Source organism: Legionella quinlivanii (assembly GCF_900461555.1).
Classification (GTDB): domain Bacteria; phylum Pseudomonadota; class Gammaproteobacteria; order Legionellales; family Legionellaceae; genus Legionella_C; species Legionella_C quinlivanii.
Genome location: NZ_UGOX01000001.1, coordinates 2,849,541 through 2,868,175, shown reverse-complemented (window position 1 = coordinate 2,868,175; position 18,635 = coordinate 2,849,541). Strand labels below are relative to the sequence as shown.

The window sequence follows — 18,635 nt, the reverse complement described above, 5'->3', positions numbered from 1 at the left end:
GGCGTGTCCAGAGACACGCCATAGAACGACATTTTATGAAGAAGATGCCGGATTTTGATAATCAGAGTTATTACTGCCTGCAGCCAGACCTGCATCGGGTTCTGCAGCGTGTGAATTTTGCAATAGCAGAATAGTTTCTGTTAACAAAAGACGCTCTTGCTGCTGTCTGCTTAAATACATTTGGTAGTTAATCTCGGCAAGTAAAACCGCAATTTCTTTTTGCACTGTGGCTGAGTTAGCGGTATTGATTTGCTCCACCCATTGTTGCTGAGTTTGTCCGCCGCTGCTGCTTTGATTGCTGTTAAACAATCGCCAGGTGGCCATTGTATATTCACTTAAGGCCTGACTGGTCGTGTTACCTGAGGTCCCACTAAGATTTTGCGGCATGCGTTTGGACAAAATATAATACAGATTACCAATTCCTACCGACACTTGCGCCGCGTAAGTGCGAAGACGAGTGAGATAATCGGTTAGTGTAGTCTGAGCCTGAATCTGATCCGAGGCTTCTGTATTTTTACTCAGATTCAAAGCCTTATTATAAAGTGAATCGTAGGTATTTCTATCTGGCAGAGCGACCGGATTAACCTGTCCGCTGGCATAGCGAATAAAGTTGGCGGCTTCTTGTACCTGATTATTGGCCGTTAAACCCTGGTTCTGTGAATCATCGGAGACCAGCGGGGAAGAAGTTGTTGTCTGACCGCCAGAATTCGTGCTGAACAGCATTGGAGAAAGCAGGGCGTTGCTGTTTAATTGTGAAACAAGCCCCTGCGTATAAGAGCTGTTAAAAAAATCATCGGTTGAGGGCAGGGTGCCTATCACGTTTGACATTACCAGGCTACGATACAGATATTTACATTGCTGCTTCCAGGAACCGTCATTGTTAACACAATAACTGCTGTTAGGGGTTGTCAGAATATTAAAAACTGCCTGGCTGACCGGATCTGACATATATTGCTTATTGGCTGTCTGATCAATCAGAGCGGAGGCACTGACGCCGCTTCCTGAGGTGCTGCCATAGGAAGGAAAAGTAGTTGCAGCCAGACTGTTAATAGTGCTGTTGCCCTGTGAACCGCCGTTCACAATGGGAGCGCCTTGTCCACTACTGCCATTGCTGGATGCGCCTGGTGAAAGCAAAGCGCCGAGAAAGCTGTAATAGCTGGATAATTGAGGAGCTAAATTATTTTGAGAGTTGATCAGCAAATTACTGAAAGTATCCGAGCCGCCCCCGCCCTGACTGCAAGTTCCTCCGGTTGTACAATACTGGGTAATGTCATAACCAAAATACTTTCCAAGATTTTGCAGATAGGTAGGCAAATCACTTTGGCCGCCGCCACCGGCATCATCCAGGCCTCCTGTTGGATCAGCCATAGCAGTCGATGAACAGAGTAAAAGCAAAACGGGTACAGTCTGTTTCAGTTTCAATAGCATTTATTCTTCCCCTTCAAGAGCACGAGCAACAAGTTTTAAGCGATATTCTGAAAAAACGCGTCCCAGCAGACGCAGGCGTTCAAATGTAATATTTCTTTTCAGAAAGAACCCGGCCGGATCATGGCTGCCCAGACTGGTTTCTTCCGCATGGATCAGAATACGCGATGCACTGCCTGGATGTACAGTATCAATGGCTTGTAAAAGTCTAAGGCCGCGTCCTGACTTGATATTTCCTGCCAATCGAATGAAAGCATCCTCCTGGCCCAGCATTCCCATATCGACTTTATCGATGTCATCAAGCTCTTCACCGAGCTTTTTAATAGCCGCTTCCAATTCCGGATTTCCATCCATTGTCCAGTCTTCCACGCTTTCCATAAAGGTAATTACGCGGTAGATCATTGGATCCACATATTCAAACCAATATTGGGCTGAAGCTTCATGACTTAGATCAGGCATACATTTACTCTTTTTTTACTGTCAAACTAATTGATAGACTGGGGGCTATGTAACTACTATAGTATAGTAAGTGGTAGAAAAATCTAATACATAGAAAGTAAATTTTATGAAAAAAGTAAGTGACTCGCGGATAGGTACGATTATCAGAAGTATCTTCAATATTCGTTATTGGGTAGACTACGATCGTTTAAAATCCTTTACCGCTTATCTGGGTAATGGGTTTAAAAAAATGTTTGTTCCCCAGCAAAGCACAACGGGTGAATCTTTTAAACAAGCGGTACGTGAACTGCATCTCGATGACGCCGAATTGCTTGCCCGCCAGAAAGGATTATATCGCTTAAGTATTTTGATGGTGCTGATTGCCATATTCATGCTTGGATATACCGGCTACCATGTTTTATACGGTACCTGGAGATCTATTTTACTGAGCATTGTGGTGATGTTCATCGCGCTTGCTTTATCTTTTCGCTATCACTTTTGGTATTACCAGATTAAACATCGTAAACTGGGAGTTTCTATTAAGGAATGGTATCGGCAGGGTCTGTTAGGTGAAAAACATGAATAAAATAGTATTGGGTTTGCTTTCTGCATTCTTTCCCCTGTTAGCCCTTGCACAAGACAGTGCCAGCGGCGGAAGCAGTTCTATCAGTTTTGCTCCTCCGCCCAGTGATTATTCGGTTGTTTTTCTGGGTAATATTTTTGGAATAGTCGATGGTGTGCTGCATGGCACCGGCAGCCAGATTATGGGGACGATGTTTAGCGTATTCAACTCGGCGGTGCTGGCTCTGGGCGGTATTATAATCATGTACACCCTCCTGGTGTCCACTGTTAATACGGCCCATGAAGGGCAAATGCTTGGGCAGAAATGGTCGTCCATATGGGTTCCGTTGCGATCAACCTTTGGCCTGGCACTTTTAATACCTAAAGCGTCTGGTTACTGCCTGATGCAGATTTTCGTTATGTGGGTGGTCGTACAGGGGGTTGGTGCGGCTGATAAAGTCTGGCAGGCCGCATTGAGTTATCTTAACCGTGGAGGCGTGATAGTCCAGGCTCAGATGGACCCCATGAAATCGATTCTTGGAGACAATGGCAGTATCGCAACAGGGGCTACTGCGATTCTTGCGGGTCAGGTTTGTATGCTCGGGCTGCAAAATACGCTGACAAGTGTGCAGCAGGGATACAAAAATCAGGCAAGTAAAAACTCGGGTCCCTGTGTCAACGGACCCAGTAAGGAAATGAAGGATTTTTGTCAGACCAATGTTCCTGATTTCCTTAATACAGTCAATGTGGTCACCCAGCAAAATAATAATCCGAATAATTCAAAACAAAGTGTTCCAATGCCGAATTTCGACTCGGATTCAGCCTATTCCTTTTTAAACGGCATTTGCGGAAAGATCGAGTGGAATGCCTATCCTGCCGATAAAATTACCACCATTCAAAAAAATATCTCTACTCTCGACAAAAATGAAATTGATACCGTAAAAATGTCGCGAGCGATAGCCATCCAGCAGATGTATCAGGATTTGTCGCAAGTGGCCACGGTGATGGTGAATAATGATCCAAAGCTGAACTCTTCAACCTATGCCTCAATCAATAAGGATAATGAGTTCTCCAAGGTTGCTGTTCAGCAATATGGTGTTGCCTATATGTCTACTGGAGTTCCCTGCAGCAGTCCTGACAAGGATTGTATCTCCTGGGGCAGCGATTCCTCAGCTCAAAGTGCACCACTGTTCAATGGTACTGAGTTTCAGGGAGCGGTAGCGGATTATAATGGCATCATGCTTCCTACTTTAAATCTCTATACACAGGCTACAGAAAGTAAAACCAAGGACAATGTCAGGGATTTTATTGCCAAAGCAGAGGCTCAGGGTTGGTTAATGGCTGGCAGTTATTTTATTGACCTGGCCAAAATTAACTCTTCTGATATCAAGTTGTCGAACCAAACAGATTCAGATTCCGGACTTGACAGCAGTTCCGCGGATATTAGTACCATGACCAATGCGTTTGGAGGCGATGGGACTTGTAAAGGGCAATACTCTGAATTATGTCAATGGTATCAGGGGGATGATAAATATGTAAAACATATTGCCGGATTGATTGACGGCTCCACCGTATTGAACTCAGGATTGGACGTTCCCACCTTTAATTCAATTAGCCATAAGGCGGTAACCGGATTAGGCTCGTCTACGACCTACGGTTATATTAGCAATGCGTCTATGGTGCAGTTACCGGGGCAGCCTGGGATTGTGACAGCGCCCAAATTCGCTATGAAAATTAATATCACTTTCACGCCGTTCTACTTAAAACCGATGAGTTTTAGCTGCGGAAAAGTGCAGATTTTGTTCTTCGTATTCTGTTTGGGCGAAATGTTCGGTGTTCTGCTTTACAACGTCATCTTTGTAACTCTGTTTAATTTGTTCCTCTCTATGATGGCACAGATTATTAATATGGTCGTGTTGACCTTCCTCTCGGTTCCTTTACAAGGGATGGCGCAGATCTTTACCTATGGCGTATCTTTTATTCAGCAGCCCACGGTGAATCCGGTCATTGCGCTGGCAAATATGGGCGTGAACTATATCAATTTTGCCAATGAGTTGTGGATTTATCTGCTGATGATGGCAATTACCAGTATATTAATTCCCTGGTTTGGTGTGTTCATATTCCCGCTGATAGCAATGGTAATGCCTTTACTGATTGCCTGGTTGGGAACGATGGTCAGTATAGGATTTACAACTGCCTATTTTATTCCTTTCCTGCCGTATATGATCTTCACCTTCGGTACGATGGGGTGGTTGATTGCGGTGATTGAGGCCATGGTGGCGGCACCGATTGTTGCACTTGGAATCACCCATCCGGAAGGCGAGGGCGCCTTTGGTAAAGGGGAGCAGGCTATCATGATTCTTATGAATGTCTTCTTGCGGCCGGCGATGATGATTATTGGCTATATCGCCGCCATTGCGCTCTCCTATGTGGTGGTCTGGATTATTAATGCCGGTTTCTACAATGTGGTGACTTTCATTCAGGGGGATCCAAGCGGCTCGGCATTTAGTTACAGCAGCACTTCCGGGGATCCCAGTAAGCAGGCGGGTGCCATTAATACCAGCACGGGATATACGGGTTGGGCGGGTATTTATGGGTTCTTCTTCTCAATTCTGGTTTATACCATGATGTATGTGACGGCAGTGACCAAGTCCTTCACTCTGATTACTTATCTTCCCGATAAGGTATTACGATGGATTGGCGGTCAGCCCGAAGGTATTGGTCAGGAAACCTCACAATGGGCTGAAGAACCCAAGAAGCAGATAAGTGACGCGGGCTCGAGCACGGCTAAAGCGGCTCAGCAGATTGATAAACAACTCAGCGGTTACGCGATGAAAGGCGTCAAGAAAGCCGCTAGCGCGGTCAGCTCGCCTGGAGCGAATGTGGAAGCAACTGCAGGTGGAGAATAATAATTGTTCCGCCCGGTATGGGCGGAACAAGGTTTTCCTGGGATTCGATAGCTATTTTTATCAATATGAGGATTGTGGCAGATCAATTAATGGAGCTGATAATAGCTCCTGTTATTCTCTTTGGTATTCTTTGGTTCCGGCAATAATCAGCTTATAAACCCGTTCACTGATAATTCCTTGTTCAAATTTATTACGGGCATCCACCGTCATTAACTGCCCTTTTTGCCTTACCAGCTTTCGTGTCTGGGAGGTGACATCATTGGGGTCACTTTCAAGCAGAATATCGCGGACCTCTTCATCAAAAACTAAATATTCTCTCAAGGCCACCCGTTTTTCATCTACGGTAGGAACCAGCTTTTGCCAGATACAGAGCCGAATGGTTTCAAGAATGTCGATGGTTCGTCCCAACCGTTCCTCACCGCTAAACGAGGTTACCAGTCGTCGCATGGTTTCAGCAACCCCGGAGGTATGCAGGGTGGTATACACAGGGTGACCGGTCAATGCAGCCTCTAAAGCCGCACTGATTGTTGCCGCATCACGACACTCTCCCACCATAATCAAACGGGGTTTTCTACGAAGCGCATTACGAACGCCATCAGCGAAATCGGGTAAGTGGCGGGGAATTTCAGACTGACTGACCACAGCCGAAATTGTTTCAATCTCATCGAACACAAACTCGATAGGCGACTCATAGGTGAGAACTTTTCGATTGGAATCCTGAGTCTCAATCAATTCGCGAATAATAGAGGCAAGCAATGTGGATTTACCAGAGCCGGTTGCGCCAGTGATAAAGACAATCCCTTCCTGGGGAGCTATAGACTCGAGAATGTTATCAGGAAGTCCCATTGTTTCCAGTCTTGGCGGGGTAGTCGGAATCGTCCGCAAAGTGATTTGGATAGCATCATGCCCTTCGACCAGACAAGCTGTGGCATTGACCCGGTAACGATAACGCACGCCGCGGTTGGGCCGGAATTCATAATGGGTATCGATATCCTTACCTGATAATAACTGGGTAGTAGCGTTAGGACCATAGATGGAATTAATCAGGTCTCCCAGCTCGGTATTGGATAAGGTGCGGTTAGTAATTTTTAGAAGTCGGCCATATACTTCGGCAAAGATAGGTGAGCCGGTCTGAATAGTGATATCTGAGGCATGGAGACTTTCTGCATGCTCTAACATTTTGTCCATAAAAATGGGCGTGAATCGGGTAGGTTCATCTGGCATCAGACTAATGTTACTCATATGCAAATCCTGAATTGAAAAAGTTGACGTATTTAGTTGCTCTGTTGAGCTATTGGCAGCGTTTGCGCTAATTTTTGTACGGAATAGCCTGGTACAGAGTGCGCAGCTAGCTGCTTTTAATTATTACAAAGCTATTGATGTTAATTGTAGACACTCCAGCCCGGGGTCTCAATTTTTTATAACAACATTGTTAGTGATTATAGATTGCGCATAAGTCTTAACTCAAAAAATCCCCTCTCCCAAGCTGGGGAGGGTGAGGGGCACTGCCATTAAGTAAACTCAATCGTATATTGAACTGTCGCCCCCGTGAAGGCGGGGATCCATCTCTGAGCTTGCAATAATGTCGATTGAGAGATGGATTCCCGCCTTCGCGAAAGACAAATGTCCTTAACTTAACGCCAGTGAGGGTTAGGGTTGCTTTTAAACCCCTCTCTCTAACTCTCTCCCCTGAGGGAAGAGAGGATTTTAAGAAAGATTTCTGGCGAAGCAGCTTAATTCACCGGGGCAATTACCGGCTGCCATGCTTTACTTGTCACTGTGATATTAGTGTTTTGTGCGAGCTTATCCATATTTTTGAATTGCTCCAAGGCATTTTCATCTTTCTCTACAGCTGCACGCCACTCTTTGCTGTTAATATTAAGACCGGGTAGCGCTGTGATACGCAATACGCGATCATCAATATGAATTTCCGAAGCATCTCCAGTCACCCCTAGTTCAGTATGGGATACGAAAGGAGGCGAGACCATGTTCATCGCCAGCAGTTTTCGGTAAAGAATCATTCCGCTAAAATCTTCCTTGATACGGGCCACGCTTTCTTCAAGAATTGTATTTGCCTGATCAACGCCGTTTTTCCAGCCTTTTTCTATATAGGCCACCCAGATAGCTCTTTCTTCTCTGCATTTAGGAAGCAAGCTGACATGCGGTGTTTCCGGTTTTTTGTAATCCATCCACAAGTACTGGCGCCAGGTGGGTGGCGTTGTTACAAAATGGGCTTGTTTGGAAACTTTATATACTCTATCGGACACACGGATAGTTTGCAGATCAGCAAGATTTAAAGTATTCCGCCCTTCCAGCAGGACAGGAGGCAGGATATTGTTTTCGAGAATCAGGGAGTTAAAATCATAGACTGCGTCCAGAGTTCGCTGCTGTCGGGTTAATTCGTCATTGATCTGACAGGCTCTCCAGGCAAGTCCTGATTGAGCGCCAAGGCTCAAAGCTGTTTCCTTGAGAGCCATTTCCCTGATTTTACCAACGCTTTGCGTGCCACGGGCATTCGCAGGGCCTGTGTTTCCCATCGCAATAAGTCCTGGCAGTGTGCTGGTATCAATTACCGTTACTGTGGATCGATGTGCGCATGCTGCCACCAAAAGGGTCAAACAGCAAACACTTAAACTAGGAATAAATTTTGACATATCGTAATTCAACTACCTGACTGTTTGGATAAACATGTATGTTCGCCTTGTGTTTGGCCTGATAATCAATGTTTCGCAGTATTTCGGCAAGGCTCTGATCTTTGGCATTCAGACTTATAAGTACCGGAATAGCGGGTTCAGGACCCAGTACTCTTAAACGATAGTGAGCAGCTTTCGCAATACGTGCGGTCAATTCCTCAATCGGGCCAGACCAGTCCACTGAAGCTCTGGCTTGCAGGTTGTAAGCATTGGGTATAGTGAGAGTATTATCCCCGTGCGGTGGAACGATGCTCTTTTCAACTCTGGTCATCTGAAGCATGGAATCGCTAATGGACGAAGCGGCTTCAGCAAGTTTAATCGTTGCATCATCGCTTGGATCATTAAGAGGCGGCTTTTTGTAAATGCCTGTTCCTTTACAGGCCTGCAGCAAGATAGCAGTTGCAATCAATAGTGCCAATTTTTTGTTCATTATTTGTTCGGCTATTTAATGGATCAGTACTGTAATGATTGAAACAGGAGGCTGTCACCTTGTCAAGAATTACCGTACATTTTCAAAGGTAAAATAGAACTCTGCCGGCTTCCTGCGAATGCAGCATTTTGCTTAATATGAATTCTATGAGTATAAACCAGGATCATAGTCGTTCATAAAGCGAGAAAATGACCTGCCCGGCCTGTTTATTTTTTAAGACTACCCATTGAGTATTGTTCAGATTCAGGGGCTCAGGAGACTCTACATAAAGCAAGCCTCCTGGAGCTAATATCCTGTTTTTCGCAATAATATCAATGCATTCTTCCTGGAGGCGACTGGCAAAAGGCGGATCAAGAAAAATGAGATCAAAGGCTTCCTTACAATGTTTGAGATAGTGACGAGTATCGTCATGAATAATCTCAATTCCATTTGCCGAAATACTGTCTGCGGTTTTTCTGAGCTGTTCAAATACCGGCTTGGCCGACTCTACGAAAACAACATGAGCCGCTCCCCGAGACAATGCCTCAAACCCCAGTGAACCACTGCCGGCAAACGCATCCAGACAGCGTTTACCGTGCAGGGAATTCATTAACCAGTTAAACAGCGTTTCCTTTACCCGATCAGGGGTTGGCCTTAAACCTTCCACATCCGGGAAGCTGATTTTCTTTCCGCGGAAGTGACCGCCGATGATTCTTACCGTATTTTTCACATTTTCCCTACACTGATCAGCAGCATGCGCTCTGGATGAATGGTCATATCAAAGGCTTTCTTGATATCTTCCGCTGTTACCGCTTCGATGTGTGCCACGTAGGTATCCAGATAGTTATCCGGAAGATTATAAAATGTCATACGCAAAAGCATACCGGCGATATTGGAGTTACTTGACAGGGATAAGGGGAAGCTGCCTGTCAGATATTGTTTGGCAGCATTTAGCTCATCATCAGTCGGACCGGACTTCAGAAAATCATTTAAAGTATCCTGAGTCATCTTCAGAGCTTGTTTGGCTTGATTATTCTGCGTTGAGAAACTAATCATAAACGGACCATTACCGGGCATCGGCATGAATTGACTGCTGATTCCATAGGTTAAACCATTTTTCTCACGGATCTCGGTCGACAAACGTGAAACCAGTGAGCCGCCGCCAAGAATATAGTTTCCTACCATTAACGGGAAATAATCGGGATTATCGTGCTGGATGCCGATTTGCCCTAATTTCAAAACCGTTTGTGAAGATGAAAAATCAAAGTTGATTTGTTCTGCTCCTGCGAGCGGCGCAGATTTAGCAATTGCGGGGCTTTTAACTCCGGCAGGGATATTTTTAACCAGATTATCCGCAATTTCATGCGCTTGCTGGCTGCTGATGGCTCCCACCATCACAATGACTGCATTATTGGCGACATAATATTTTTTATAAAAATCCTTTACCTGCCAGTTAGAAATTTTCTTCACTGACTCAACTGTGCCGTTTACGGGATGCCCATAGGGGTGATTTTTATAAAGTTTGCTGAAAAACAGATTATTGGCAATATCCGCTGGAGACTCCTGGGCCTGGGTGATTGCAATAATCTGCTGATTTTTTTCTCTGTTGAAAGCATCTTGTCTGAAGTTCGGCTTATTGACGATGAGGTTAAATGTATCCAGTGCCTCATTTAAAGCAGGTAGACTGGTCAAGGTTTTCAAACGTACTATGGCCATGTCGCGGCTGACTTCACTATCAAACTGGGCGCCGGTATTTGCTATTTTCTCAGCGATCTGATTGGCGTCCAGATTGCTGTTTCCCTGATCCAGCAGGCGATTGGTCAAGGCTGCCAGACCAAAAAAATTATTGTCATAGGCAGATCCCGCCGCAAAAGCGATACTGATATCCAGCATGGGAACCTCGTTAGCCTGATAAAAGACCACGCGGGCTCCGTTGCTGGTATTCCATTTTTCAGTTTTGAATGAGGCGGCTTGTGCACACAAACTTAAACTGCTGATGAGTAAAGCGGCTAAAAAATAAATTGTTTTCATTGTAATTCCTTGGACTGCAATAAGGGATACAAACGGGCTTCCGTGATCGTATTCTCATTTAAATAACGTTGAGCTGCTTCCTGAATCTGAGCTGGTGTTATAGCCTGTATTTTGGATGTATAAGTTTCAGCTGTTTCTGAACCCAATCCAATCGTTTCCAGTAAACCCAATTCCATCGCCTGGCCGAAGATAGAATCTTTCTCGAATGTTTTCTGGGCGATAATTTGCGTTTTAATACGATTTAATTCAACGTCATTGACTGGTTCAGTTTGCAGGCGGTGAATTTCACGCAGCAAAGCGGTTTTTAATTCGTCCATAGTATGGTTTTGAGTGGGTATTCCGAAAAGAACGAATTGCGTTTGATATCGGTTATATAAATTGTAATAGATATCTACATTGCTGGCCAGATGGCTGCCGCGTACAAGGTTTTTGGCAAATCTTGAGCTTTCTCCTGCGTCCAGAATGCCGGCTATGACTTCCAGTGCATAAGGTTCCCAGTTCGTTTTGGCTGTTTTTACAGTGGGTACCGAATATCCAAACATAAGCATGGGCAATTTGGCGGGTGCATGAATGGCTACTGATTTAGCCCCTAAATTGGGCGGTTCCAGTTGTGATTTCCGGACAAAACTGGGCTTTCTCTTTAACTGACCGAAATACAATTTCGCAAGCTCATGCACTTTTGCAGGATTGACATCCCCGACCACCACCAGTGTCGCATTGTTTGGGGTATAAAAGCTTTGATACCAGGCGCGGGCATCATTAACGGTCATTTGCTGCAAATCAGTCATCCAGCCTATAACCGGATGATGGTAGGGAGCGGCCAAATGGGCGGTCGCCAGATAACGCTCAAAGGTCAGCGCCTGCGGATTGTCGTCAGTACGCATGCGCCGCTCTTCCTGAATTACCTTGATTTCTTTGGAAAATTCATTGGGGTCCAGGACCAGATTCTGCATGCGATCGGCTTCCAGCTCAAAGGCGATGGGAAGCTGAGAGGCCGAAATTTTTTCAAAATAAGCCGTATAATCGGTATTGGTGAAGGCATTTTCCTGGCCTCCGATTCCCGCAATTGTTTTTGAAAACATGCCGATAGGATACTTTCGGGTGCCTTTGAACATCAGATGTTCCAATGCGTGAGAGACGCCGGTAATACCACCGGGTTCATCTGCGGAACCCACATTATACCAAACCATCACCACGGCCACAGGCGCGCGGTGATCTTCCTTGACAATTAGCTTCAATCCATTATCCAAAGTAAATTTTTGCACGCCGCTCATGGCAAGAGTGGATAGCAAGCTAAAGAAAATTGCAAATACAAGACGCATGGATTAACTCCCGGCGAAAAAAGGTGATAGAATTCCATATTTCCTCTCTTTTGTATACCTTATGATTAAATGGTTTAAAAAAAATCAGGATGTTTCTACAAAAAACTCATCTCCAGAGCCTGAAAGCGACACTCATCAGCCTCAGCGAGAGGCTATGGCAATTGAAACACCCGAAACGGCTCCAGCTGCTGCACCGCTCTTGCCTGAAGTACAACCGCAAGAAGAATCACGACTAAGCCTTTATACCCGCCTGAAACGCGGATTGGCTAAAACACGGCAGCAATTTGGGGATAGCGTTGGGCGCTTACTGCTTGGAAAAAAACAAATTGATGCAGGTTTGCTGGAGGAACTGGAAACCGTGCTGATTAGTGCCGATCTGGGAATTGATACCAGTCAGGAGGTATTGAAGCAGTTAAGCGAGGGAATGGCTCGAAAGCAGCTCAATGATGGGGATGCGGTGTTTCGCAGTTTAAAAGATAAACTGGAAGCCATCCTCAGTCCTTGCTCACAGCCCCTCCTGATTGATAATAAGGCCCACAAGCCTTTCGTAATTTTGGCGGTTGGGGTAAATGGAGCGGGAAAAACTACGACCATTGGCAAGCTTGCCAAACAATTTCAGCAGCAAGGCAAAAAAGTGATGCTGGCCGCTGGAGATACCTTTCGGGCAGCAGCCGTGCAGCAGTTGCAGGTTTGGGGGGCCAGAAATGAAATCCCGGTGATCGCTCAGCATACAGGCGCTGACAGTGCCTCGGTGATTTATGATGCCTTGCAGGCGGCTACTGCCCGCGGTATAGACATTCTGATTGCAGATACTGCGGGGCGCTTGCATACTCAAAATAACCTGATGGAAGAGCTGAAAAAAGTGAAGCGGGTTATGCAAAAAATAAATCCTGATGCCCCCCATGAAACGATGTTGGTGCTCGATGCCAGTATTGGGCAAAATGCTTTGAATCAGGCGCGTGAATTTCACCAGGCGGTTGGTTTGTCCGGTATTACCATGACCAAGCTTGACGGCACGGCGCGAGGAGGAATTTTATTTGCTATTGCCAATGAGTTGGCGATACCATTTCGTTATTTGGGAGTTGGTGAAGGGATAGACGATTTGCGTCCCTTTGAACCGTCACAATTTGTCAAGGCATTGTTTAATGATAATTAAATTTGAACAGGTCAGTAAACGGTATCCAGGTGGATTTGAAGCCTTAAGCCAAATCGATTTTTCCCTCGAAAGAGGAGAAATGGCTTTTCTTACCGGCCATTCAGGGGCTGGCAAAAGTACTTTGCTAAAATTAATTTCCAAGCTGGAAGATCCCTCTTCCGGTCAAGTGATTGTGAATAACGTACGTTTAAATCAATTGCGCAATAATGATATTGCCAGATATCGCAGCAGTTTGGGAATCACCTTCCAGTCCCCGCATCTTTTGAGCGATCGAAGCATCTTTGACAATGTCGCTTTGCCTCTGCAGATTCAGGCCATTCCTCCCGTTCAGATAGCCAAGCGTGTGCATGCGGCTCTGGACATGGTGGGTTTACTCAGCAAGGAAAAAATGCTGCCTGTTCATTTATCGGGAGGAGAGCAGCAGCGAGTGGGGATAGCCAGGGCAGTAGTGCATAAACCGGATTTATTACTTGCTGATGAACCCACAGGAAATCTTGATCCCGGTTTGTCTGCAGAAATCATGAAATTGTTCGCACTGTTTAATCAGGTAGGGGTAAGCGTTCTGATTGCCACACATGATTTGGCTTTGATTGCCGGAATGAAGCATCGGATTATCATGCTTAAAGGAGGCCGGATATGCTGAATAATTTAAAGCAGGCAGGAGCCTATCACCTGCAGGCAGCTACCAATAGTTTTAATCACCTTTGCCGCAAACCTTTAGCGACAATGATGACTGTGATTGTGATTGCAATTGCCTTGACTTTACCCACCTTATTCTGGGTTTTTTCAGAAAATTTGAATCAGTTAACGATTGACTGGCAGCAGGGCGGTCATATTTCTCTTTATTTAAAGTCCAATGTATCCTCAGCTGAGGAAGCCGCCTTGCTGCAGGAAGTACGCGCAGTGGGAGGGGTCGGCCAGGCTTCTTTGAAAACCGCTAATGAGGGTATGCAGGAATTGCAGCAGCAAGAAGGTATGCATGATATTATGAAATATCTGCCGGAAAATCCGTTGCCGGCGGTGATTGACGTGATTCCTGCGGTTTCAGTTAATAATCCCCTGCAGGTCAGACAACTGTTTGAACGTCTGCAATCCATGCCCCAGGTCGAACAGGCCAAACTGGATATGGAGTGGATAACGCGCTTGCATGCCATATTAGGTTTTGCCGGAAAGATTGCTCATGCCCTGATGGCTTTGCTGGCTTCTGCTGTGGTGTTAATCGTCGGTAATACTTTGCGCCTGGCAATTCATAATCGTCATGAGGAAATCCAGGTATTAAAATTAATTGGCGCTACCGAATCGTTTATTCTTCGTCCTTTTCTATATTCTGGCATTTGGTATGGATTGCTGGGGGCAATTTTTGCAGTTCTTTTTGTTAATATTTTTATGCTGAGTATTGCCGTTGCTGTTCAGGAACTGGCCTCTGTTTATCATATGAATTACCCGTTGCAGGGCTTATCAGTGAAACAAGCTTATTCAATTGTTCTTGCTGCAATTTTATTGGGATGGCTGGGAGCGCATTTATCAGTCAGACGGCAGTTGGCTTCTATAGGGCCTTATCATTAACAGGCTCCGTTCCTGAGTCTTTGTGAGGAGCCTCTGTATTGTAATTTACTTTACAGGGGGTGTATAATATGGTATTGAGCACTTGAAGCAGTGTTTTCTGGTAATTTCCTGCTGTCCCTTACTCATAATTACATCAAACAGGAAGACAGCGTTCAGTTTTGATTTTTGGTGATGGAATAACTGGAGGAGTAGTATGAATCGGCAGTTACAACTAGCATCAATCAATTTACCGATTGGAAGTCTCGATGCCTACATCCATCGAGTCAATCTTATTCCAATGCTATCTGCTGAAGAAGAACATGATTATGCAGAGCGTTTTCAAAATGAAAACGATCTCGAAAGCGCACGCCAGCTTGTGCTGGCCCATCTACGTTATGTAGTGCGGGTTGCCCGCGGCTACTTGGGCTACGGCTTGCCCTTAAATGATTTAATCCAGGAAGGTAATATTGGCCTGATGAAAGCGGTAAAACGCTTTGACCCTAAAATGGGAGTTCGTCTGGTTTCATTTGCAGTCCATTGGATTAAAGCAGAAATTCATGAGTTTGTATTACGCAACTGGCGTATTGTGAAAGTCGCTACAACCAAAGCGCAACGTAAATTGTTTTTCAATTTGCGGCAGATGAAAAACCGTTTGGGATGGATGAGTCATCAGGAAGTGGATGACGTGGCCAAAGATCTGGGGGTTTCGCGCGAGGAAGTGTTGCTAATGGAGCAGCGGCTCAACGCGATGGATTCTTCCTATGATGCCTTGGCGACTGATGACGATGATGACGCCTATAAAGCTCCGGCTCATTTCTTGCACGATGAGCATAATGATCCAGCCTATTTGGTTGAGCAAGAAAGAAGCGGCGAACTCGGCCGGGATAATCTGTCGGTTGCTTTTGAACGACTCGATGACAGAAGTCAGGATATTCTTCAGCAACGCTGGCTTGCGGATGATAAAACAACCCTGCAGGATTTAGCTGAAAAATACAGTGTTTCTGCGGAGAGGGTCCGTCAGCTTGAAAAAAACGCTATGAAAAAACTTCGTCAGTACATGGAAGAGATGAGCTAAATCCTTCGTAAGGCTTTAACCCTACTCCTGCGTCCATCGACTTGTCCGAGGGATCCAGAAATCTCGTGTCAGGATTGGACTCTGGATCCCCTGGACAAGCCAGGGGAAGTAGGTAAATATCTTACTTAAGGCAGCGCTATTAGGCACAGGGCCAACCTACAATAACTGCTGACGAAATAAACTAGCTGAAATCATCGTCAAATTATAATTTATTCACATAAGGTGTCAGTACCTGTTCGGTTTGCACGATGATCTGTTGTAGTTGCTCATACAATTGCTCTGAGGAAGGGGTGTAGCCATCCTTTAATGCCTTTTCTAAAGATTCACAGGCAGAAAAAAGACGTTGTGTGCCACAATAGGCTGCCCCGCTTTTTAACTTATGAGCGATTCGTTCAAGCTTTTGCCATTCATGACCTATAAATGCATTCTGTAAAGCCTGACGGTCTTCAGGGAGCTCTTTTGTGATCAGCATTTTTAATAGATCAAGCATCTCTTTTTCGCTGCCCAATTGTGAAAGGGCTTGTTCCTTGTCAAAAATCGGAAAATGATTCAATGCATTGATTGCCGATTCGTTTGTATTCGCCAAGGGCGTATGCAACCTGATATGAGGTAATATTTGCTCAAGGGTGCTCATAGATAAGGGCTTGGTGAGAACCTGATTGACCATATTTGCCCGAGGCTCATCCACCTCGTTAGCGGAATGAGCAGTCAAAGCGAAGATAAGCCGCTCTTCCTGGTGGTGTTCTTTTTCCCATTGTCTGATTAGAGCCGCAAACTGAAATCCATCCATACCCGGCAATTCAAGATCTGTAATGACAATATCGATAGGGTGGCTGCGTATCAATTCAAAACCGGCCTCAGCATTGTCAGCTGAAATATATTCACAGCCTAGTTTATCCAGCATGGTTTCTGCCATTTTTCGTGCAATCAGATTATCCTCTATTAAAAGAACTCTCGATCCTTGAGATTCCAGTTTTAAAGGAACTACAGGCGCTGGTTTGCCTGGTTGCTCCAAATCAGTTAACAAGGCATTTCTAACTTGCATTGCTGGGAGACATTCGGTTTGTGGGCTGATTTTTTTAAGAGGAATGGTTAAGCTCACTGTCGTTCCCTCGCCTTCAATGCTGTTTAGTTGAAACTTGCCTTTAATTAACTGAAGATACTTTTGAACGATATGAAACCCTATTTTTTCTTGTTCCTCATTGTTTAAAGAAGGGAGAGGGGAATTGAAGCGTTCAACTATTCTTTGCTGCGTCTCATTGGGGATCCCTGCACCGGTATCAATCACCTGAAATTGTAAGAATCCTTCTGAAATGCGCTCCACTTTCAATAAAATCGAACCGTTATGGGTAAATTTGATTGCATTATCAATTAGATTTAATAAAACACGGTGTAGTTTTTGCTGATCACCAAAAAGCTGAATTGGAACATTTTGTCCAATCACCAGCACCAGCGATAACTGTTTCGTCTGAATGGCAGGCAGTTCCAGTTTGACCAGACTGTTTAGGCAGTCGGTCAGATTAAACCAGTCGCTGTCCATCTCTTCATGTGGACTATCAGTAGAGATAGTCTTGAGAACAGCATTTAACAAGGTTAATAATTGCTCTCCGCTTTGACTAAGCCATTGCGCATATTGTTTATTTTCCGCTGTAGTCGAATTGTCCTCAAGCATTTTTGACATGCCAATGATTCCGGTAATTGGGGTTCGGATATCATGGCTCATATCAGCAATAAATTCGGTTTTGACCAGATTAGCCGCCTGGGATGTTTCAAGCAGTTTTTGCAGATTAACCTCCAGCTGTTTGCGCTCAGTAATGTCCACCGATAAGCCCAATACGCCAATGCAAACACCTTGCTCATCATACATAGGGACTTTACTGGCGAGCATGGTGACCAACCGCCCATCAGCTTTAGCAATGGTTTCTTCAACATTAATTTTAGCATTGCCCGACATAGCGTCCAGATCGCCTGAAACAAAGAGTTCGGCGTCCTCTCTTCGCCAGTTTAATTCAAAATCAGTTTTACCGATAATGTCGCGCGGGGTTGAATTGAGTAAATTTGCAAAACGGCGGTTACAACCTAAATATACCGAGCGAATATCTTTCCAATAGATAAGATGAGGAAGGCTGTCGATGATACCCTTTAAATAAATATCATTTGCTGAATGATGATCTTTGACCGTAACCACGCCAAGCAATCCCATTAACTGCCCCGTTTGGGATAACAAGGGGGATTTATCCATTAGCAGGGTCAGTGCTTGGTTATGATGCTGAATAGTTCGGGTAATTGCCGAATGCGGAATCCTGTGCATTAATACCTGATCATCCGCTTCGGCAAAATAGCGAATGACTGGATGAGCCATTGCGAGCTCAGCATCTGTTTTACCAACCAAAGATTCCGGGGATTGCACACCGACAAACTCCAGAAAATGCCTGTTGGCACCCAGGTAGAATCCATCTGCCGATTTCCAGAATACCAGTTGCGGTATATTTTCCAATACCGCTTGCATCATTGCTAAAGATTGCATAGGTGCTCCATCACCTTGGTGATTAATCAGATTATATACCATTTAGAAAGGCCGGATTGGACCTGTCTAACTGTTTTATACTCGGGATTGATTAATTCTCAGCGTGTAGTAAACAACACCCAAAAGGAATCCATAGACCAAATGCCCTACCAGCGGAGGGATATTGGCTTTCAAATCCACTAAATTCCATTTTGAAAAGAGAGGAGTTCCAGCAGCCATATACGGTAATAAGGTCATTGGGCCAGCTATCCACATACCCAAACCAAAAAGTAGCCCCAGTAATATCGCAAGACCCCAGGAATGAATGAAATAGCCAAAAACGACGGCGAATACAATACCAGTTATAATACTGACAATGGCATGGACAAGAAGTCCACCTGTCAGAGTGGGCATTCTGATGATTGCTCCCAGGGTTTCAACCATTCCTCCCATCAACAGGAAAAAACTGAATACGATGCCGGCAATAATCCCTGCAATAATTCCGTGCAGTACATTCTTCATTGAAAACATGAAACACTCCCTATTTCAAAATTATACCTGTCTG

At 45.0% G+C, this 18,635-nt stretch carries 16 protein-coding genes; 6 read left to right on the top strand and 10 right to left on the bottom strand.

Annotated elements, in window-relative coordinates; all coding sequences use genetic code 11:
• Positions 1 to 33: 33 nt before the first annotated feature.
• Positions 34 to 1,428 carry a type IVB secretion system protein IcmX gene (gene icmX / locus DYH61_RS12270; RefSeq protein ID WP_058507804.1) on the bottom strand — a complete coding sequence of 465 codons (1,395 nt, stop codon included), beginning with the start codon at positions 1,426 to 1,428 and terminating at the stop codon, positions 34 to 36.
• Positions 1,429 to 1,884, bottom strand: a complete 456-nt coding sequence (gene icmW, locus DYH61_RS12265) for a type IVB secretion system protein IcmW (RefSeq protein ID WP_058507803.1) — start codon at positions 1,882 to 1,884, stop codon at positions 1,429 to 1,431. It abuts the gene before it with no gap.
• Between the two features lie 106 nt (positions 1,885 to 1,990).
• On the opposite strand from icmW, the gene icmV reads away from it, so the two are divergent.
• Both icmV and dotA read left to right on the top strand, forming a co-directional pair.
• Entirely contained in the window at positions 1,991 to 2,449 is a 459-nt protein-coding gene (gene icmV, locus DYH61_RS12260; RefSeq protein WP_058507802.1) for a type IVB secretion system protein IcmV, read from the top strand.
• Entirely contained in the window at positions 2,442 to 5,333 is a 2,892-nt protein-coding gene (gene dotA, locus DYH61_RS12255) for a type IVB secretion system protein DotA (RefSeq protein WP_058507801.1), read from the top strand. Before icmV ends, dotA begins: the two co-directional genes overlap by 8 nt.
• A gap of 111 nt (positions 5,334 to 5,444) precedes the next feature.
• Here the strand turns inward: dotA and dotB are convergent, their stop codons facing one another.
• The 6 genes from dotB to DYH61_RS12225 form a co-directional block, all read right to left on the bottom strand.
• The gene (gene dotB / locus DYH61_RS12250; RefSeq protein ID WP_058507915.1) at positions 5,445 to 6,557 is read right to left on the bottom strand and encodes a Dot/Icm type IV secretion system ATPase DotB; all 1,113 of its coding nucleotides are present in this window, start codon (positions 6,555 to 6,557) and stop codon (positions 5,445 to 5,447) included.
• Positions 6,558 to 7,066: 509 nt separating this feature from the next.
• A complete protein-coding gene (locus DYH61_RS12245) occupies positions 7,067 to 7,987 on the bottom strand; it encodes a type IV secretion system DotC family protein (RefSeq protein ID WP_058507800.1) in 921 nt (306 codons plus the stop codon).
• Positions 7,968 to 8,456: a type IVB secretion system lipoprotein DotD gene (gene dotD / locus DYH61_RS12240; RefSeq protein WP_058507799.1), complete on the bottom strand. Its 489-nt coding sequence runs from the start codon at positions 8,454 to 8,456 to the stop codon at positions 7,968 to 7,970. Before dotD ends, DYH61_RS12245 begins: the two co-directional genes overlap by 20 nt.
• 163 nt (positions 8,457 to 8,619) lie before the next feature.
• On the bottom strand, positions 8,620 to 9,165 hold the full coding sequence (rsmD, locus tag DYH61_RS12235; protein WP_058507798.1) for a 16S rRNA (guanine(966)-N(2))-methyltransferase RsmD: 546 nt from the start codon (positions 9,163 to 9,165) through the stop codon (positions 8,620 to 8,622).
• Positions 9,162 to 10,466: a M16 family metallopeptidase gene (locus tag DYH61_RS12230; RefSeq protein ID WP_058507797.1), complete on the bottom strand. Its 1,305-nt coding sequence runs from the start codon at positions 10,464 to 10,466 to the stop codon at positions 9,162 to 9,164. The genes rsmD and DYH61_RS12230 overlap by 4 nt, the downstream gene beginning before the upstream one ends.
• Positions 10,463 to 11,788, bottom strand: a complete 1,326-nt coding sequence (locus DYH61_RS12225) for a M16 family metallopeptidase (RefSeq protein ID WP_058507796.1) — start codon at positions 11,786 to 11,788, stop codon at positions 10,463 to 10,465. The genes DYH61_RS12230 and DYH61_RS12225 overlap by 4 nt, the downstream gene beginning before the upstream one ends.
• Before the next feature lie 61 nt (positions 11,789 to 11,849).
• Here DYH61_RS12225 and ftsY point away from each other — a divergent pair, with 61 nt between their 5' ends.
• The 4 genes from ftsY to rpoH all read left to right on the top strand — a co-directional run bounded on the left by ftsY (position 11,850) and on the right by rpoH (position 15,564).
• On the top strand, positions 11,850 to 12,944 hold the full coding sequence (ftsY, locus tag DYH61_RS12220) for a signal recognition particle-docking protein FtsY (RefSeq protein WP_058507795.1): 1,095 nt from the start codon (positions 11,850 to 11,852) through the stop codon (positions 12,942 to 12,944).
• Positions 12,937 to 13,587 (top strand): cell division ATP-binding protein FtsE, encoded by a 651-nt coding sequence (gene ftsE, locus DYH61_RS12215; protein WP_058507914.1) that lies wholly within the window; start codon positions 12,937 to 12,939, stop codon positions 13,585 to 13,587. Before ftsY ends, ftsE begins: the two co-directional genes overlap by 8 nt.
• Positions 13,581 to 14,510, top strand: coding sequence for a permease-like cell division protein FtsX (ftsX, locus tag DYH61_RS12210; protein WP_058507794.1), 930 nt, complete (start codon positions 13,581 to 13,583; stop codon positions 14,508 to 14,510). Before ftsE ends, ftsX begins: the two co-directional genes overlap by 7 nt.
• 193 nt (positions 14,511 to 14,703) lie before the next feature.
• The gene (rpoH, locus tag DYH61_RS12205; RefSeq protein WP_058507793.1) at positions 14,704 to 15,564 is read left to right on the top strand and encodes an RNA polymerase sigma factor RpoH; all 861 of its coding nucleotides are present in this window, start codon (positions 14,704 to 14,706) and stop codon (positions 15,562 to 15,564) included.
• 202 nt (positions 15,565 to 15,766) lie between these two features.
• Here rpoH and DYH61_RS12200 read toward each other — a convergent pair whose 3' ends face one another.
• Together DYH61_RS12200 and DYH61_RS12195 are read right to left on the bottom strand one after the other, a co-directional pair.
• Complete coding sequence (locus DYH61_RS12200) at positions 15,767 to 18,091, bottom strand: PAS domain-containing sensor histidine kinase (protein ID WP_058507792.1); 2,325 nt, start codon at positions 18,089 to 18,091, stop codon at positions 15,767 to 15,769.
• 75 nt (positions 18,092 to 18,166) lie between these two features.
• Positions 18,167 to 18,601, bottom strand: coding sequence for a hypothetical protein (locus DYH61_RS12195; protein ID WP_058507791.1), 435 nt, complete (start codon positions 18,599 to 18,601; stop codon positions 18,167 to 18,169).
• Between the last annotated feature and the right edge of the window lie 34 nt (positions 18,602 to 18,635).